Origin of the sequence: Opacimonas viscosa (assembly GCF_024199005.1) — a bacterium.
Lineage (GTDB): Bacteria > Pseudomonadota > Gammaproteobacteria > Enterobacterales > Alteromonadaceae > Opacimonas > Opacimonas viscosa.
On sequence record NZ_JANATA010000001.1, the window covers coordinates 1 to 19,431 of the forward strand.

At 41.3% G+C, this 19,431-nt stretch carries 16 protein-coding genes and 1 tRNA gene; 11 read left to right on the top strand and 6 right to left on the bottom strand.

From position 1 onward, the window contains the following. Positions 1–92 precede the first annotated feature (92 nt). Positions 93–169 (top strand) — tRNA-Asp (locus NLF92_RS00005). A 21-nt stretch (positions 170–190) separates the two neighbouring features. Here NLF92_RS00005 and NLF92_RS14375 read toward each other — a convergent pair. Further along, a complete protein-coding gene (locus tag NLF92_RS14375; protein WP_489886388.1) occupies positions 191–382 on the bottom strand; it encodes a DUF8622 domain-containing protein in 192 nt (63 codons plus the stop codon). 160 nt (positions 383–542) lie between these two features. On the opposite strand from NLF92_RS14375, the gene NLF92_RS00010 reads away from it, so the two are divergent. The 5 genes from NLF92_RS00010 (at position 543) to NLF92_RS00030 (ending at position 6,681) form a co-directional block, all read left to right on the top strand. Then, entirely contained in the window at positions 543–3,635 is a 3,093-nt protein-coding gene (locus NLF92_RS00010; RefSeq protein ID WP_254097571.1) for a hypothetical protein, read from the top strand. Positions 3,636–3,648: 13 nt separating this feature from the next. Then, complete coding sequence (locus tag NLF92_RS00015; RefSeq protein WP_254097573.1) at positions 3,649–4,575, top strand: SPOR domain-containing protein; 927 nt, start codon at positions 3,649–3,651, stop codon at positions 4,573–4,575. Positions 4,576–4,592: 17 nt separating this feature from the next. Next, the gene (locus NLF92_RS00020) at positions 4,593–5,045 is read left to right on the top strand and encodes a hypothetical protein (protein WP_254097575.1); all 453 of its coding nucleotides are present in this window, start codon (positions 4,593–4,595) and stop codon (positions 5,043–5,045) included. A 24-nt stretch (positions 5,046–5,069) separates the two neighbouring features. Next, entirely contained in the window at positions 5,070–5,882 is an 813-nt protein-coding gene (locus NLF92_RS00025) for a fimbrial biogenesis chaperone (RefSeq protein WP_254097577.1), read from the top strand. Positions 5,883–6,084: 202 nt separating this feature from the next. Next, positions 6,085–6,681 (top strand): DUF4402 domain-containing protein, encoded by a 597-nt coding sequence (locus NLF92_RS00030; protein ID WP_254097579.1) that lies wholly within the window; start codon positions 6,085–6,087, stop codon positions 6,679–6,681. A gap of 61 nt (positions 6,682–6,742) precedes the next feature. Here the strand turns inward: NLF92_RS00030 and NLF92_RS00035 are convergent, their stop codons facing one another. From NLF92_RS00035 to NLF92_RS00045, 3 genes are all read right to left on the bottom strand, one after another. Continuing rightward, entirely contained in the window at positions 6,743–8,437 is a 1,695-nt protein-coding gene (locus tag NLF92_RS00035; RefSeq protein ID WP_254097581.1) for a glycoside hydrolase family 13 protein, read from the bottom strand. A 19-nt stretch (positions 8,438–8,456) separates the two neighbouring features. After that, a complete protein-coding gene (locus tag NLF92_RS00040; protein ID WP_254097583.1) occupies positions 8,457–9,803 on the bottom strand; it encodes an MFS transporter in 1,347 nt (448 codons plus the stop codon). A gap of 229 nt (positions 9,804–10,032) precedes the next feature. Beyond that, on the bottom strand, positions 10,033–10,473 hold the full coding sequence (locus tag NLF92_RS00045; protein ID WP_254097585.1) for a hypothetical protein: 441 nt from the start codon (positions 10,471–10,473) through the stop codon (positions 10,033–10,035). Positions 10,474–10,656: 183 nt separating this feature from the next. Between NLF92_RS00045 and lolD the strand changes: the two genes are divergently transcribed. After that, positions 10,657–11,331: a lipoprotein-releasing ABC transporter ATP-binding protein LolD gene (gene lolD, locus NLF92_RS00050; protein WP_254097587.1), complete on the top strand. Its 675-nt coding sequence runs from the start codon at positions 10,657–10,659 to the stop codon at positions 11,329–11,331. Next, positions 11,328–12,593, top strand: coding sequence for an FtsX-like permease family protein (locus tag NLF92_RS00055; RefSeq protein ID WP_254097589.1), 1,266 nt, complete (start codon positions 11,328–11,330; stop codon positions 12,591–12,593). The genes lolD and NLF92_RS00055 overlap by 4 nt, the downstream gene beginning before the upstream one ends. Before the next feature lie 31 nt (positions 12,594–12,624). On the opposite strand, the gene NLF92_RS00060 is transcribed toward NLF92_RS00055, so the two are convergent. After that, positions 12,625–13,950: a dicarboxylate/amino acid:cation symporter gene (locus tag NLF92_RS00060; protein ID WP_254097592.1), complete on the bottom strand. Its 1,326-nt coding sequence runs from the start codon at positions 13,948–13,950 to the stop codon at positions 12,625–12,627. Between the two features lie 125 nt (positions 13,951–14,075). Then, positions 14,076–15,416: an N-succinylarginine dihydrolase gene (astB, locus tag NLF92_RS00065; protein ID WP_254097594.1), complete on the bottom strand. Its 1,341-nt coding sequence runs from the start codon at positions 15,414–15,416 to the stop codon at positions 14,076–14,078. A gap of 309 nt (positions 15,417–15,725) precedes the next feature. Between astB and topA the strand changes: the two genes are divergently transcribed. Genes topA through NLF92_RS00080 form a run of 3 tightly spaced genes read left to right on the top strand, consistent with a single transcriptional unit; the run spans position 15,726 to position 19,340 of the window. After that, positions 15,726–18,440, top strand: coding sequence for a type I DNA topoisomerase (topA, locus tag NLF92_RS00070; RefSeq protein WP_254097596.1), 2,715 nt, complete (start codon positions 15,726–15,728; stop codon positions 18,438–18,440). Between the two features lie 9 nt (positions 18,441–18,449). Next, positions 18,450–18,995 carry a DUF2058 domain-containing protein gene (locus tag NLF92_RS00075; protein WP_254097598.1) on the top strand — a complete coding sequence of 182 codons (546 nt, stop codon included), beginning with the start codon at positions 18,450–18,452 and terminating at the stop codon, positions 18,993–18,995. Positions 18,996–18,998: 3 nt separating this feature from the next. Next, on the top strand, positions 18,999–19,340 hold the full coding sequence (locus NLF92_RS00080; RefSeq protein ID WP_254097600.1) for a 5-carboxymethyl-2-hydroxymuconate Delta-isomerase: 342 nt from the start codon (positions 18,999–19,001) through the stop codon (positions 19,338–19,340). The last annotated feature ends 91 nt before the right edge of the window (positions 19,341–19,431 follow it).

Genomic DNA, 19,431 nt, shown 5'->3' on the forward strand with positions numbered 1-19,431 from the left:
AGTTGGTTAGAATACCGGCCTGTCACGCCGGGGGTCGCGGGTTCGAGTCCCGTCCGCTCCGCCACTTTTACACTCAAAGTTATATAATCGCCGGAGCGGTAGTTCAGTTGGTTAGAATACCGGCCTGTCACGCCGGGGGTCGCGGGTTCGAGTCCCGTCCACTCCGCCATTTTGTGACCTTTTTATACCCCTAATTTCTTTTCTTACTTTTCCAAGTGCCCCCATACTGGTAGGCCTGTAATCTCTGTTGTTTTATTTGACAATCTTTACAAGCAAATAGCCATGGTGTATCAGATTGGTTCTTAATACGAAATAAAACCTCTGCACTCTCCCCACATAGGGAACATGGTTTGGCTTTTCTTGTGCGACGCGCTTTTCCCATAAACTTTTCTTTATTTCATTTATTCATCGCTACTTTGGACTAGTCTGGTGCATTTCTTGCAAACTGAGTATTCACTAATGAATTTCTGACTAAAGTGTCAGATTGTTGTCTATATGTTGGATGTTTTATACGTGGAAAAGTATAAATAGAGCATATAGTCATGAATATTTTCAAGGATGATGAAGACGTGGCGTATAGAGGTTTGCCAATAACCATGATACTACTGACTGTTATAGGCTCAGTAGGGCATGTTTGTGCGCAGACTGCAGAGCCAAAAAAACGGACGCCCCCTTCATTAAAGGCGAATCCAGCATTGCTTCAAGCGCTAAAAAACTTGGGTCAAAAATATGCCGCAATCGAAGAAATTCATCCTGTCATAAAAGCGTTGAAAGATCCTGGTGCGCGTTTTGCTAACGGCGAAGAGTTAATTTTTGCCCTGATAGTGGATAATTTAAAGCTAGGCGAAATATTTGGTTTTAAAGCACAGAAGGGAGCCAGACTTGGATTTAATGAATACGTTAAAGCGCTTGATTTAGCGATAAAGCTTGAGAACACACTCGATGAACCCGTCATAAACTACAGTGGTTGGTTTATCAATGAAGACAATACTTTTCGTTTGTCTATCGATAAAGAAATTCCGGAAAACTCGCATGTCATTGTCAGCGGTGAACGAATAGCGTTACCCGTAGCTAGTTATCAAGTCGATTTTGACGATGTTTATATCGATACCAGTACCATGAGTCGCTGGTTTGGTATTGGCGTGGAATATGATTATGTCGGATTGAGTATTCGATTATCACCACAGAATCAGTTACCCGTCCAAGCAAGGTTAGCGCGAAGAAATCGCGAGACCAATACCATAACAAATCGCAAACAAGCCAAGCACGTTTTGCGTGATAATGGTTATCAACTTGTTTCTCCTATTACAGAAGATATGGTCATTAGTGTATCCCAGTCAGAAACGGATACTCGTTATAGTTATTCATTGTTGGGTGTACAAGATTTTGCTTTCATGAAAACCGAATACTTTTATTCAGGTAACGATCGAAAAGTCCTCAATGATGGTCGCTTATCCTTTTCTAAAGAATCGGTAGACGGTGATTTATTGGGTATAGGTGCGACGCAGTTCGCTGTTGGTGATGTTGCTCCCAAAGGCATTACAGGTGGAACATCCGGTCGTTTATCTCAAGGGTTTTCCATATCAAACCGTAAGATTGGGGCAATACAGAGTATTGACACAACGTCTGTCTCAGGTGCGATGAAGGTGGGCTGGGATGTTGAATTATATCGCAATGGCATTTTACTTGATCGTGAGAATGAAGTAGAGGATGGGCGATATGAATTTGATGATATACCGCTACTATTTGGGACCAATGAATTCGAATTAGTGTTTTATGGTCCTCAAGGACAGATTAGAAAAGAACAGTTCACCCGCGTTCTGGATAAATCTATTTATGCCAATAATGGCGTCTTTGATTTTTCATTTAATGCGCTGGATAAGACTTTATTAGGTGTGCGAGATATTGATAGTAACGCTGGGTATCTCGCAGCAGGTACTTACGATACGGTTATTGGAGAGAAAATACTGTTCAGTACCGGACTCAGTTCACAGTTTGGTGGCGATGCAGATCAAAACTCCTTATCGTTACGTGCGAGCACTCATCTTTTTGATACCGCATTACTAGGCATTAATTTTTCTGCTAACGACCTCGGTGCAAATATGTTGACCAGTACTATCAGAACAAATGTGGGTGAACATGCGTTTTCTGGCACGATTGGCTTTGTTGACAGTGGTGTTATTGATGCTGAAAGTGACCAAAACATCACCAGTAAGAATCTCAACACGATTGTATCTGGGCGGGTACAACTACCATTTATGCCAAAGCTGTCTTATCAAAATAGAGTGGACTACAAGAGCAATAGTTTGGGTGAACAAAATACCAGTGTGATTAATAGTATTGGAACCAATATATTGGGGACTGCTATTAGTGCAGATACGTCGTTCAACAAAGTGCAAAACGATTCAGAAGTGTTTGAAGAACATATAGCATCCTTCAATATTCAGCGTCTTTTGGGTCCTGTGTACACGATATTACAGTCAAATTTTGATCTGAATTTAGGTGAGTTCTCCTCTATAACCACCCAGTTCTCTTATGACTTTACGGATGATATAAAATCTAAATTGACTCTTCAACATACTCCCTCGACTAATCAAAACCGCATCAATTTAGATATGCGTTGGCGTCAAGACCTGTTTGATTTATCTTCAAAGCTGACACACTCTGATGCAACGGGATGGAACGCCAGTATGTTTTTGCGTTTTGGTATGTCATTTTTGGACGATTCGAAGCAGTTTGTGTTGGAACGCCAAAGTATGGCCTCCAGGGGAAGTGTCGTTGCACAATTATTTATTGATGAGAATATGAATGGAAACTTTGATGCTCATGAGTCACCTTTGGAAAATGTCAAAGTAGAAGCTGTACAAGGTCTGCGTTCTGGAGTGACCGATACACAGGGCATGGCCATCATCTCTGGTATTCCACATCATAAAGTTTCCGATATTGAGATTGATTTAACCACCTTACCTGACCCTTATTTAGTTCCTAGTCAAAATAAATTTGCCATTCGCTCCAGAGCCGGTTATGTCGAAGTCATTTCAATACCATTAGTCTATTCCAGTGAGATAGATGGCACTCTTTTTGTCGAAGAAAATGGCAACATCAATACACTATCTTATGGAACAGTAAACCTAGTAAATACAAAAGATGAAATAGTAAAAACGGTCAAAAGTGAGTTTGATGGATATTATTTATTCACTGAAGTATTACCAGGTGAATATAGTATTCGTATCGATGCTGATTATCTAAGAGATAAAAATATCAAAATGCCTGATGCTAGGTATGTTTCCTTAGATACCAAAGGAGAGATTGCTAGTGGTCAGGATTTTGTATTGAAACCACGGATTTTCGATGATAAATATATTGTGTCTTTAGGTACTTTTGCATCAAACGAAGGGATGCAAACCTATTGGAATATACTCCAAAGCCAAACCCAAGAGTTGGCAAACTACAATCCTTTTCAGGTTACTATTAATCAGTTAGACACGCCAGTAAATCGAGAAGAGGATGTAGGAGGAACGCACCTTGGCTTACAATGGTTCGATGAAAAACAAGATGCTTTAGAACAATGCTCAGTATTACAAAAAAACAAAATTAGCTGTTCAGTACAAAAATATTCAATGGAAGTACAATAAAATGGAAAAAGATATGCAAATAAATATACCCATAAAACCTCAGTATTTATTCACCATATTCGTGTTTATTTTAAGTATCGCTGGGTGTGCTAGTACAGAAAGCCCAGCGCCAACGTTATCCTTTAAGTTGAAGCAGCAAGCTATAAAAGAGGAATTACACTCTCATCTAGAGGAATATCAGAGCGTAAAACCCGCTATAGAACGATTAGTGGCGCTAGAAAGTGACTTACGATTATTGATGGACCAAATCGCCAATCTAGAGCCGATGCCACAACAACCCGCAAATACTGACACCATCGCTAACTCTGGTGTGCAAGAAAGTAAACCGACTCAAATGATTACTGAGCCTGCTCCCATACTTCCTACGTTAGAAGAAACCATACAAGCGGCAGAGCAAGCAAAAAAAGCAGCCAGTAAAACAAAGGATTTAGTGGAGCAAATACCACAAATCACCGTGGCCCAAGCAACAGAGGTTACTCCAGTTACTGAGCCTGAGGAGAGACCAAGTAATAAGCCAAACGCTTCGTCTGGTACCGTGACGCAATTACGTGAGTTGCAAGATAAAAGGAATTTTGTCAATGTCTCATCCCCGTTAAGTACTGACAATATTCGGAGTTTGCCTCGATTATTTCCCAGTCAGTTGTATACCCAATGCGTGCCACAACCGATTCAACCGGATGAGACTCAGTTTGGCGTCCATATAGCGTCGTTTAAACTCTCCAATAAACTACCGGAAGGTTGGAATAACATCGTTAAACGCTATCCTGAATTGTGTAAAAAAGGTGGCGTCGTGCGCAATGTTAGTATCAATGGAACCACCTTTTACAGTCTCAGGGTGGGACCTTATCAAAACAAGCAGGCAGCAAAAGCTTTTTGTTCCACGTTAAAAGCAAATTCTCAATATTGTCGTATTACCCATTTTAATGGGGAGGCTTTGTGAAGAGCGTCATGATGTGTATGCTCCTTTGGCTCTTTAATGGAGCAGTGATACATGCTGTAAACGCGCAAGAAATTGAGCTAGTACGGCATATTCATTTTGGCAATATTGTTGTGAAAGACAATACCTCACAAGGTTATATAGATATCGACGCATTAGGTAATATTTCACATAGTCATCATTTTTTGGTGATTTCGCCAGGTCACCCAGGTGAGATCCTCTTAACTGAGTTTGCCCCGAGTGCTGAGATTTATGTATCTGCACGAATTACTCAACCCCGGACCACGTCTACCAAGGTGTCACCAGAAAGTTTTGAACTCGCGGCTGTGAATGTAAGTAACGTTGTTGTTACTGAAGGTAATGGCTCTGCCGAAATTACGTTCGGTGGTACCTTATTAAACTCCGGTTCTAGTAGAGGGCACTATGCTGACACCGATTATACGATGCGTTTGCGTCTATTGTTCCAATATTAATTTTCAACAATCAAGGATTAAGATATGAAAATCTTTAGTACCACAATATTATTACTGACCATGGTATTTACCAATATAGTAGAAGCCAGTCTGTTAATTTCTCCGACACGACTAGCCTTTGGTGAGAGAGACAGAGTCCAAACGGTTTCGTTAATTAACTCCAGTGATAAAACTAATACCTATAGGGTTGAGTGGACCGAGCAGAAAGTCAACGACAATGGTGCGTATCAGGCCTTGACCGAAGAAGAGATGGATACCTTTCCGGTTGCTAGTAAATATATGCGACTGACGCCGAGACAGGTGACTTTAGCACCTGGGGAGCGACAAGTGATCAAAGTCATGGCTAGACGGTCTGCAAATATGCAAGAGCAAGAATACCGCTCCCATTTAACGTTTACTGCGCTACCGGATGCACCGAAAAAAAGTACTAGCCAGTCTGGAGGTATGTCAATGAAGTTAAACCTTTTATTAAGTTATTCCATCCCCGTTATACTGCGACATGGAGATTTGGATGTGCAAACCAACATAGACAAGGTAGAGCTATCTGCAACAGAACAACCTAATATCAAAAAATTAGTGGTTTCGTTATCAAGACAAGGAGGTATGAGTACCACTGGCAGATTAAAAGCGTACTTTTCACCAGAAGGCTCTGATGAAAAAATTAATGTGGCCACCTTAAATGGATTTAATTTCTTTACCGATACGAACACCATAACAAAAACATTAAACTGGCATACTGAGCTACCTAAACAACAGGGAACTCTGGAGGTCCTTTTAGAGGGAGAGAAAGAGTTTTCAGGACAAATTTTAGCGCAAAAGAGCCTTAAGTTGCTTTAAATCTAGGTATTTATGTTTTTTTTAAAAAAATGTTTTAGGAAAAATGAGATTTGTCGATAAGGTTTTGTAAGCAAGATTATTAATCTTACAATTTTCAATAAATGCGTATTTCAAACAGCATTTATTGCTTAAAGAATACGGATTTATCGTGAATGAAAGCGTTAATGATGTAATGGACAAGTTGAATTATACGGAGATTTCCATGTTAAAACGTAATAAAATTAGTATCGCTCTTTTAGCGACCTCAGTTGTAGTTTCTGCTTCGGCCTTTGCTGAAGAATCGGTTTCTTCCACAGCAACAGTAACCGTGCAAAACGCATTTGATTTTGCGGAAACGGCCCCGTTAACATTTGGTACTTTAACAGTGACTAAAGCATCGGGTACCTATGACGCGGCAACAGTCCCGACATTGATCATCAATCCAGATGGTACATTGTCAGAAGGTACCTCAGATGCTGATACTGGCGGTTCAATCAAGAGAATCGTGGATGGTTCACCAGCTTCTTTTGAAGTGGCAAATGCAGCATCATTTACAGATCTGACGATCACACTTCCAGCTGATTCAGCTGCCGAACTCACAAATCCAAGTGCTCCTAATGATAATGGTAAATTTACATTGTTAGCGTTTAAAGCATTAAAAGATGGTGAAACTACAGCAGTGACAACTGATGGGTTAATCGGAACTGATTTAAATGGTAGTGCGGTATTTACGGTTGGTGCTACATTGAAAATAGAAGGTAACAAAGACTATATCGATGGTGAGTACGTCGGTAACTATACCGTCAAAATTGCTTACTAATCACAGTTTGCAACAAAAAACCGCTCATCAGAGCGGTTTTTTTTTGGTTAAAAATCAGCGTTTAAAGCTTTATCACTTGTGCTTGATAGGCCCGTAGATAGCCAATCTCAGAGGCTTCAGCATGGTGAGCATAATTATCCAATAACATACTTGTTGCAGGGCCAACGTTATCTACTAGCGCATTTATATCTAACCGGTGTGCATTGGCCGAGAAGTTGAGTAGTACTAACACTACTTCATCATCCAAAGTTCTTGTATACGCATAGATATCATCATGTTCAGGTAGCAACAAGTCATAGCGCCCATAGATGACCGTTAAATTGGCTTTGCGCAATGCGTTTAATGCTCTGAAGTAGTTAAGCTCGGAATCAGGATCGTTTTCTTGGGCTGCGACATTGATGTCCGTATAGTTCGGGTTCACCTTGATCCATGGCTCACCAGTGGTGAACCCTGCATGAGCAGTATCATCCCAATGAACCGGCGTACGAGCATTGTCTCGAGCACACAGTTTATGAGATTCCATAAATTTATCCAAGTCACCACCTTCGGCCTTGGTCAGCTCATACCAGTTAATCGTCATTATATCTTTGTAATCTTCGATATTATCAAATTTGATATTCGACATACCGATTTCATCACCCATGTAATAATACGGCGTACCGCGCATCGTTAACAGATAGGTCGATAGCATTTTAGAGGCGTAGCGACGATACTCTGGTGCATCTGATGCCCAACGAGTGACCATACGAGGAAAATCATGGTTGCCAAAGTACACTGTATTCCAGCCTTTATCGGCAAGGGCTGCATCCCACTCAGACATGATTTGTTTAAATTTGACTAAGTTTTGAAAATCATCATTCACGATAAAACGTGGACCGACGCCAATTTGTTGATGGTCGAAGTGATAGTTCATGTTGAGTTCTTGGCGGTCTTCATCCACTAAGGCTAATACATTGTCAGTATGGGTACCTGGTCCTTCAGCTACAGTCATGCAGTCATAATGTTGCAGTACTTCACGGTTCATTTCATGCAGATACTCATGCAGGCGAGGGCCTTGGGCATACATATCAATCATCTTGTCACCATGGAATTCCACTGGAAATTCAGGATAACCGTCATGTTTGGAAATGAAGGTAATAACGTCCATACGGAAACCGTCAATGCCTTTTTTGAACCAGTAGTGCATCATGTCGTAGATTTCTGCACGTAGTTTGGGATTTTCCCAATTTAAATCTGGTTGTTTGATAGCAAAATAGTGCAAGTAATATGAATCCGTAGCCGCATTATAGCGCCACGCATTGGCTTCTGGATCAAAGTAACTCCAACGCACCGGTGGTGTCCCCTTTTCTGCAGGCCACCAATGGAAGTAATCATAATACGGATTATCCCGTGAGGTTTTCGCTTGTTGGAACCACTCATGTTCATCTGAACAGTGATTGACGACTAAATCCATTACGACTTTTAGGCCCCGCTCATGCATCCCAGCCAACAGTTCTTCAAAATCAGCCATGTCGCCAAACTCTGACATGATATTGCGGTAGTCAGAAATATCATAGCCGTTGTCATCATTCGGTGAAGAATAGATAGGGTTTAACCAGATAGTGTCTACCCCTAAACTTTGTATATAATCAAGGCGGTTAATGATCCCACGCAGATCACCAATCCCATCACCATTTGAATCTTGAAAACTGCGCGGATAGATTTGATAAACCACACCTTCTTTCCACCATTCGCGCTTGATATCTTGTAATTTCATAATAAAAATTTTCTCGTGTTTATGATTGTTGAGTTTGTTCTTCACTTAATGAGCGAGCAGAGTCTTCGGCGGTATTGATACGCAAGGCTAATAAACCACCAATTACAAATAAAATGCCGCATAGAGCTAATGCATTTCGTGGATCACCACCTAACAAAGATTCAAAAACTAGACCGATAGAGACCATTTCTAGGATCTGAGGTAAGCAAATCATGGCGTTTAATAGTCCCATATAAATGCCGATGCGAGCGACTGGTGCGACATTGGCACACATAATAAATGGAATGGTAATAACACCTGCCCAACCCACACCCACTAGTGCCATACATGCAAGTGTCAATGTCAGGTCAGTGGTGAGTTGCATGCTCAAGAAACCAATACCACCAATAATTAAGGTGACACAGTACACTAAACGGTCTGAAAATTTGTGTACGAAACGGGCGATGAAAAACGAACAGATTAAGGTGGTAGCGTGCATGACTGCAAACGCGGTTCCGCCTTGGGCAGTCCCTTCGGCAAAACCAGGTGCATCTGGTGTAGGTGCGTTGTACACGTGATAAGCAATTGATAATGATAAATACTGCCACATCATTGGTAGTCCGAACCAGGTTGCTAGTTTCACCCACCAAAGTTGACGCAACGATTTAGGCATATCACGCAAGCCAGAAATAATATCAGGGATGATACTTTTTAGTGCTTTGCCTTTATTCTCGGCGTGGAATTCTGCCACATTTTCAGGGGGGTATTCCTGCGTTGTTTTAAATGACCATGACGCAGTAATCAAGATTACAATCACCCCGATAACAAAAGAATAAGTCACGATATCTGGGATTTCAGTACCATCAGTCACCGCTGAAATACCAAAGAACAATAAAATGACCGGCATGAGGCTCGCTAAAATTTGGCCACCGGAAATCATGAATGTTTGTAGGGCAAACGCGAAAGGACGTTGCTGGCGATTCACCATATCACCCACCATCGCTCGGTAAGGTTCCATGGCGGTATTCATACCTGCGTCAAGGATCCAGAACAAACCTACTACCATCCATAACTCAGGCACGTAGGGCATAAACAAAACGGCGACACTACCAACTAAAGCGCCCCACATAAAAAACGGTTTACGACGGCCAAATCGAGGTGACCAAGTACGGTCACTGATAGCACCAATGATAGGTTGTACGAGTAAACCTGTCACTGGGCCAGCTAGCCATAGTAAGGGGAGTTGGTCGTAAGAAGCACCGTGATAAGTAAAAATTGGACTGAGATTAGCTTGTTGTAAACCAAATCCGTATTGGATCCCAAAGAAGCCAAAACACATATTCCATACTTGCCAAAATGACATAGTTGGTTTTTGTTGATTGTTCATTATTGTTTTTCCCTGACGTAGCAATGTTATGTAAAAGAGGTAAACTCCAGCATAACTGTTTAACATTGTATTAACGAAGTTTTAGTTTAGTCTTAATCGATTAAGTTCGCAATCATATTAGTTAGATTTAGGAACTATGAAAACCGTAAAAACGGTAAGCTTTTAAAGTTAAATAATTGTTTTTAAAGTGTTTAATTCTATTCTGCTAAATAGATAGTTTTTTGACTAATTACTGCAGAAGGACTTCAGCATTTTCAAAAATATGTTGTTTGGGTAATAAAGACACAATGGCTTGGTCTTTTTCGAGGAAGGTATAAGGAATAATATCACTTGATAACAGAGCTGGCGTGTTTGCTCCAATTGGAATGCCAGAAACAGTAATACCATTAGTCAAAATAGTAAGTACGCCCGACTCAATAGGTAACGTGTGTTCAGTAAACCATGCTATCAATTCTTCTATGGTATCGTCACTCGTGGTAATGAGGGGCTCTAGGGCTTCGATAAATACACCAGTAAACTCAATGGAAGTGCTAATTGCTTCATGAATGACCAGGTTTTGTCTCAGGGATTGGATACGCGCCTTCATTTCACTGTTTAATACGACTAAAGCCATTTTATTAGGCTGGTTGTGAGGAGCCGTTAGTGGAGAAAATAAAAAGGTTGAAGACATACTGCGCTTTCCTAGTAATATTTTATGAGATAAGTTTAGCACAAGTTCGTGAGAAATGTCTTACACTCTCAGTCGCCGTGTCGTTAGTCCAATATTATCAAATGGTTAACTAGATAAATTAGTGTCTTAAATACAGACCTTTTGGTATTCTTTGACTATCTATTTACCATGATGTTATTTTTTATGTCGTTATTGCAATGTACTGATCTTGCCAAACAATTTTCCGATGGTGAAAATATCACTTCGGTACTTGAAGGTGTAAATTTGACGGTAGACCAAGGACAATCGGTTGCTGTGGTTGGTAGTTCTGGTTCAGGGAAAAGTACGTTTTTACATATTTTGGGTGGCTTAGACACGCCTACATCAGGCACGGTATTGTTTAATAATGAAAATATTCATCAGTTCAATCAAGCCAAAGCAGCCCAGTGGCGCAATAAAAATATTGGATTTATTTATCAGTTTCATCACCTTTTACCTGAGTTTACGGCCTTAGAAAATGTTGCTATGCCGCTCCTTATTGCAGGGCAGTCAACCAGCACAGCTGAAGAAACTGCTCAGGCTATGTTGGTGCGAGTGGGACTGGCCCATCGGATAAAACATTTCCCGAGTCAATTATCAGGTGGTGAGCGTCAACGAGTAGCAATTGCCCGCGCGATGGTACATCAACCTGAACTTTTATTTGCTGATGAGCCTACGGGCAATTTAGATAATGCCACTGGACTGGCTATTTATGCGTTATTACTCGAGTTAAAAACTGAATATAATATGACCAGTGTCATTGTGACACATGACGCTCAGTTAGCGGCTAAATGTGATAAACAAGTGACGTTGACGAGCGGTAAGATGGCTGAGTTATGAAGCAACCTTTTGATTTGGCGTGGCGTCTGGCCAAAGAATTTAGAAAGCAACAACAGGACAGCAGGTTCACTTCCTTTATCACCAAAGCCTCCATTTGGGGGATCAGTTTAGGCTGTGCGGCTCTGATTATTTTACTTTCCGTCATGAATGGCTTTAGTGAAGCACTGGAAGATAAAGTGCTGTCTAGTATTGCTCATGGTGAGCTTTATTCTGTGGATAATAGTGGGATCCAAAATGTGGTAACCCAAGTCGAGCAACTAAATAATTATCCTTTCGTCAAACAGGCGATTCCAGTGACACAAAGCCCTGGTATGTTGCAACAGGGGAATAGTATGCATGGGATCGGTTTGTTGGGGGTACGGATTGACCAGCATCCTTTGGCACAATTCACCACTGCATATACTGACATCGAACCACATCGTCTTGCAGATGCACCGTTACCGGTCTTTTATATGGGCAAAACCTTGGTGAAAAACTTTAAGCTACAACCAGGACAAGTTATTCGTTTACTTCTTCCATCTAGCGCGAGTGCAGATAATGCAAAGCCCACAATGTCTTTTCAAGCGCCAACTATATTTAATGGGATCTTGGGAGGAGAAATTAACGTTGGCGGCGAAACCGATAATTTTTTAGTCTTAGCTGATTTAGCTAGCGTCTCCGATGTTTTAGAAATAGCGTCTGGCGCAAAAGGTGTACAAATTTATTATTATGATGCCTACCAAGCACCACAGCTAACCTATCAAATCGGCTATGATTTTCCACAGGCTGTATATATGAGTGATTGGACGAGAACTCATGGACACCTGTATCAAGACATTCAATTAGTCAAAGTAGTGGTTTATATCGTGTTGATCTTAGTCATTGCCGTAGCGAGCTTCAATATTGTTTCCTCGTTGATGATGGGAGTAAAAAACAAACAAAAAAATATCGCTATTTTAAAAACTATGGGGGCTGAGGAGAGCTTCATTGCTCGAGTATTTGTTCTCCAAGGTATGATAAACGGTTTCTATGGCGTATTTTGGGGCTGTCTCTCAGGTATTGTTATCAGTTTATCTTTACCTCATTTGTTAAATCAATGGGAAGCATTCACTGGCACTACTGTGTTAGATAGTGAAATGTATTTTATTTCTTATTTACCGACGAGCTTACAGTTCCAAGATGTCTTATTGACGGCGGCCATTGCCTTATTCCTCGCATTTCTAGCCACGCTGTATCCAGCCAAAAAAGCCGCAAACACTGTTGCGGCTCAACACCTACATTAACCTGTTTGGGTCATGGCCCAAACTCGAATGACTAAGTCAGTTTGTCGGCATCAGGGTCGTTATAAATCGTCTCATCTAGTTCACCTTCACTTTTAGCAACGATACATGCGACCATACAATCGCCAGTGACATTGACTGCAGTTCTGGTCATATCGAGTAATCTATCGACCCCTATAATCAACGCAATACCCTCAACCGGTAGGTTCACTTGCTGTAAAACCATCGCCAACATAATGAGCCCTACACCTGGAACACCTGCGGTACCGATAGACGCGAGGGTAGCTGTCAGGATGACCATGAGGAAATCAGTTACGGATAAATCGACACCATACACTTGAGCGATAAACACCGTTGCAATGCCTTGCATAATAGCAGTTCCGTCCATGTTAATGGTCGCACCGAGTGGAATCGTAAAACTAGACACAGACGATTTCACTCCCAATTTATGTTGGGCGGTATCCATGGTCACCGGTAGGGTGGCATTGGAGCTTGAGGTACTAAACGCAAATACTGCAGTGCTGCGCATTTTCTTGAGTAACATAAGCGGACTTAAACCACTTAATGTTTTTAACAATATTGGATAAGTAATTAAGCCATGCGCGATTAGCACAAATAAAAGTAAGAAGAAGTATTTTGCTAGACCTAAAATCGTTTCCAAACCTATCGTGGCGAACAGTTTTGCCATCAGGACAAATACACCATAGGGTGCTAAGTTCATGATCATCGTCACAATGCGCATAACGACAGTATTTAAATCTTCAAAAGCGGCTCTAATCCGAGCGCCTGGCGCACCACTTAAAGAAAGTGCTAAACCGACGATAACAGCAAAGACGATGATCTGAAGCATGTTTCCTTCCGCCATCGCATTAATCGGGTTGGCCGGGAACATGTCGACAAACACTTGTACTAAACTAGGAGCTTCTTTGGCAGTAAACTCTGCTTCGGTGGCTAGGTTTAAACCCGCTCCCGGTTTAAAAATTAGCGCAGCAGTAATCGCCGTTGTAATGGCAATGGCCGTAGTAAAGACGTATAAACCAATAGATTTGCCACCCAACCGACCCAGTTTACTTGGGTCAGATAAACTACTTGTGCCACAAACCAAAGAGATAAAAACTAATGGGACGACTAGCATTTTTAGGCTAGCGATAAAAATTTGGCCGAGAGCAGCAAATACTCCATCAACCAAAAATCCTTTGGTCGAAAATGTGAATTCTCCCATGCTAAAACTTGCATCACCGCTATCACCGAACAAAGCATTGAGCAATAAGCCCAGGCCCGCACCGGCCAGCATGCCAATGAAGATCCTTACGGTTAACGAGTATTTATGGGAAGTATCGAGTTGAGAAGATTCTGTCATAACACATCTATTTATTGTTGTAATTGTGTGTAGCCTAACAAAATCCTCTCATTTTTCTAGTATTCCGTGTTTTTTTCTGGCCCTTAAACTTTTGTGGTGTCAACCAGTAGCAAGATTTACAACGTTTACACTTGTTGAAAAGGGTAAATACTCCCTAAATTCAAAATCTGTGTGAGCTCGTCTAGGGCAGCGTATGACTCGTTGAGTAAATAAATATCTGCTAGGTCCGCTGCGACGATTTCATCACGATAATGCTTATCAACCCAAGTATTTAAGCGGGCAAATTTGGCCTCAGACATTTTAGTTTCGGGGTTGACCGCTGCTAGTTCTAAGGGTGTCAAGGCAACACGTAGGCGCAAACATGCAGGACCACCACCATTTTGCATAGATTGTTTGACGTCAATATAACGCACTTCTTTGATAGGTGTCCCCAAAGTGATGAGCTGGTCTAAATAACGTTTTACCGCTGGTGTGTCATGACATTCCATAGGAGCAATAATTGCCATATCAGTGGCATTAATCGAGACAATCTGAGTATTGAATAAATAGCTCTTCACCGCATCTAAAATGGATACTGCAGCAGTCGGTACGCAAATAAAGTGCATGTGCGTTGCCCCCATTTTGCTTTGAATTTCGTTGAGAACATGTTCGGTATTGGCAAATGCTTGTTCGTGATAAAACAAAACGTTGCGGTTACCCACCGAGATAACATCATTATGAAAGACACCTTGGTCAATGACATCAGGGTTTTGTAGGGCAAATACAGTTTTATCAGTACTGAGTCCATGTAACCGAGCAACGGCTTGCGACGCTTCGAGAGTTTGGCGCGCTGGAAATTTTTTAGGCGCGGGGGCTGAAATATCAAAAGCTGTTTTGCCATAGACAAACAACTCTACGCCAGATTGCCCATAATCTGCACAGAAACGCGTATGGTTTGCTGCACCTTCATCGCCAAAATGATCATTTTCAGGCAAGTGGTTGTGGTGTACAAAGTGTTGTTGATCTGCAAATGTAGCACGCAATATGTTCCCGGTGACAACCGGTTCAATTGAGCGATGAAATTTATTGGTTAAATTAGCTGGGGTAAAATGCACTCGACCATCAGGGGTATCGGCACTCGGGGAGACTGTGGCAGCATTAGCTGTCCACATACTCGACGCACTATAACAGGCCGCCAGTATAGCAGGGGCAGATTTAGCCGCTTGGTTAAGGATCTGCGCATCGGAACCACTAAAACCTAAACGTTTTAATACCGATAAATCCGGTCGAGCCTGAGGCGCCAAAACGCCCTGGGCCAAGCCTAAGTCATGTAAGGTTTTCATTTTTAATAAACCTTGTTTCGCGGCCGCTTTAGGTTGACTGACGCCTTTAGCATTCGAAAAAGAAGCGACATTGCCATAGGATAAACCTGCATAATTATGAGTAGGCCCGACTAAGCCATCAAAGTTCATTTCAACATTTTGCATCTTTATTCTCTCTTATAAAAATTGACAATAAGTAGTATAGGTTTTATTGTCCGCGACCTTAGAGGGTGGCCTAAAAAAATCGTATAAAGGTATAGAGTAAACGCAAAATAATACCTCTGCAATTGAAAAAATTAAAAAAGTCATTATATATTAATGACTTACAACGATATTGTTGGGTAAGTATGAAGAAAATCTTGTTTTATATGCAGTTTCTAGATATATCTTAATAAGGGATAGCTAAGTAATCATCTTCAATATAGCCGTTATAAGACGGTTTTTTCCAAGCATTTCAAAGGATTACCTTTAAACATGGCAAAATCATTAGTGATCGTGGAATCACCAGCTAAAGCAAAAACGATTAATAAATATCTAGGTAAAGATTTTATTGTTAAATCGAGTGTTGGTCATATCCGTGATTTACCGACCAAAGCTTTGGGCAATGTAGAACCTAAAATACCTGCCAAAGAATTGAAAACGTGGTCAGACAAAAAGAAAGCAGATTATTTGCGTAAACACGAATATATGAAGCTTGTTGATCGCATGGGAATCGATCCAGAAAACGATTGGCATGCGCACTACCAAATCTTGCAAGGCAAAGAAAAGGTCGTGAGTGAACTCAAAAAATTAGCAAAAGATGCTGACACGATTTACCTCGCAACGGATTTGGATAGAGAGGGAGAGGCGATTGCTTGGCATCTCCAGGAATTATTGGATGGTAAAGGTAAAACCTTTCAGCGTGTTGTGTTTAACGAAATTACCAAATCAGCTATTCAAGATGCCTTTGCCGCACCTGGTGAGTTAGATATTAACCGAGTCAATGCTCAACAAGCTCGACGTTTTCTTGACCGAGTCGTTGGCTTTATGCTGTCTCCGTTGTTGTGGAAAAAAGTTGCTCGAGGTTTGTCTGCAGGACGAGTGCAATCAGTTGCGGTCAAACTGGTGGTGGAACGCGAGCGTGAAATCAAAGCTTTTCAGCCGGAAGAGTTTTGGGATGTCCATGCCCAATTACAAAACAGCAGCGTGAAAAACGTCACTCAAGATATTCGTATGTTGGTGGCTAAAGAACACGACAAAACGTTTAGACCGACCAACAAAGCTCAGACTGATACAGCGGTTGCTACGCTAGAAAAGCAACAATTTAAAGTGACTGCACGAGATTCGAGACCAACGACGTCACGTCCTTCAGCACCTTTTATTACGTCTACTTTACAACAAGCAGCGTCTACTCGTTTGGGTTTTGGTGTGAAAAAGACGATGATGATGGCACAACGCTTATATGAAGCTGGTCACATCACGTATATGCGAACCGATTCAACAAATTTAAGTGCAGAAGCTGTCAATAGCGCACGCGATTATATTAATGATAATTTTGGGCAACAATATTTACCCAAAGGACCTATGAGTTATGGTGCAAAAGAAAATGCACAAGAAGCTCACGAAGCCATCAGGCCATCCAATGTAAAAGTTAAGGCAGATTCATTAAAAGAAATGGAACGTGACGCACAGCGTCTATATGAGCTGATATGGCGTCAATTTGTTGCGTGTCAGATGATGCCAGCGAAGTATGACTCCACTACATTGCGTGTGGCAGCCGGCGCTTTTGAATTAACGGCCAAAGGCAGAGTATTAAAATTTGATGGTTGGACACGTGTGCAACCACAGGTTAAAAAGAAAGGTGATGAAGATTTACTGTTACCTGATTTACAACCTGGTGATGTGTTAAACCTCCAAGCTTTAGAGCCGAAGCAGCATTTTACCAAGCCTATTGCTCGTTTTAATGAAGCATCATTGGTAAAAGAACTTGAAAAACGTGGTATTGGTCGTCCATCAACCTACGCGAGTATTATTTCAACCATACAAGATCGTGGTTATGTCCGCCTTGAAAGCAAGCGTTTTTATGCTGAAAAAATGGGCGAAATAGTCACTGATAGATTGTCAGATAATTTTTCTGATCTTATGTCTTTTGATTTTACAGCGAAAATGGAACAACGCTTGGATGATATTGCGCATGGTGAAAAGCGTTGGAAAGATGTTCTAAATGGTTTTTACGATGAGTTTTATACGCAACTATTAACGGCGGAAAAAGAGCCAGAAGCAGGTGGAATGTTATTAAATACTGCCGTACCAATCGATGTCATTTGTCAGCATCCGGATTGTACGGGTGACAGACCAATGAATATTCGTACGGCGAGTACGGGGGTTTTTCTGGGCTGCTCTGGGTATAACTTACCACCCAAAGAACGTTGTACTAATACGATGAATCTCACACCGGGAGAAGAAGCCGTTAAGGTTGCCGATGAAGATGATTTAGAAACTGAAATCTTACGAGCAAAACATCGTTGTCCATTATGTGACACTGCGATGGATAGCTATTTGGTTGATGAAACACGTAAATTGCACGTGTGTGGTAACACGCCAAATTGTCCCGGTACTGAAATTGAAACAGGGACTTTCAAGATTAAAGGTTACGACGGTCCTTTGTTAGAATGTGATAAATGTAGTGCCAATATGGAACTTAAAAATGGTCGATTTGGCAAATATTTTGGCTGTACTAATGAGGCTTGTAAAAATACTCGTAAATTATTGCGTAACGGAGAAGCGGCTCCTCCTAAAGAAGATCCTGTACACATTCCAGAATTACCATGTGCCAAGTCAGATGCGTATTTTGTGTTACGAGATGGTGCTTCCGGTATTTTCCTTGCGGCTCACGATTTCCCTAAATCACGGGAAACACGAGCACCTCTGGTTGCTGAATTAAAGCAATACAGAGACCGTATCTCGCCAAAATTTTATTACTTGGCTGATGCTCCCTTGGCCGATCCAGATGGGTCGCCTGCGATTGTTCGCTACTCGCGTAAAACTAAGCAACAATACGTGATGTCGGAGAAAGAAGGAGGAAAAGCCTCTGGATGGGCGGCTTGGTACCAAAATGGTAAGTGGGTAGAAGAAGATAAACGCACTGCAAAAAAGCCAGCTAAAAAAGCGGCAAAAAAACCAGCGGCGAAAAAGACAGCTAAGAAGTAGAATCTCATTATGGCAAGTTTACAAGATCAGTTATTAAATGCAGGTTTAGCCAAAAAATCTGATGCAAAGAAGATAAAAAGGCAAAAACATAAAGCTAAAAAACTGCAACAAACCCAAAAGGTCGAAGTTGTCGATGAAGCTAAACTAGCAGCCGAGGCTGCTATTCAGGCTAAAAAAGAAAAAGATGCCCAGCTTGCTGCAGAACAAGCCCGTTTGCGAGAGCAAAAAGAACTGGTAGCACAAGTCAAACAGTTGATACAAAGTAATATACAAACTTATAAAGAAGGGGATATTCCTTTAAATTTCACGGATGAGAACTTTGTCAAACGGATGTATGTCACAGAAGCAACACAAAAGCTTGTCGTGCAAGCTAGATTAGCGATTGCTAAGCATGCTGATGGATATGTCTTAATACCAACGCCAGTAGCGGATAAAATTGCTCAGCGATTACCTGAGTTTATTGTATATAGAGCAGATGATACCGTTGACGAAGCTACCACAGAGCAAGACCATTGGTATGCTGACTACGATATTCCTGATGATTTAGTGTGGTAATAGATGCCACACTTTATTATTGAATGCACCGCTGAAATTGCAGCTGAATACAACGAAGATTTTCTTTTTCAGGAACTGCATAAGGTGGCCCAGGCCACTGAGTTATTTAACCCCCAAGATATCAAGGTTCGTATGAATGCCTATCCTACATCTACTGTAGGCGGCATCGTAAATAGTCCCTTTATTCACGTATTTGCTCATATCATGTCGGGCAGAACTGTTTTACAGAAAGCTGAATTATCTAAAGCTATCGTACATAGGCTAACTGAGTTATTCCCAGAAGTGCCACATATCGCGATGAATGTTTATGAATTCGAAGCTGCTTCCTACTGTAAAAGAACTTAAATATAGTCAGATCTCTATAAGCCCAAACTATATGAGATAGCTCAGTCACTGTCGGCGTAAGTCATCAATTAAAGAAAAGATTCAGATAAAA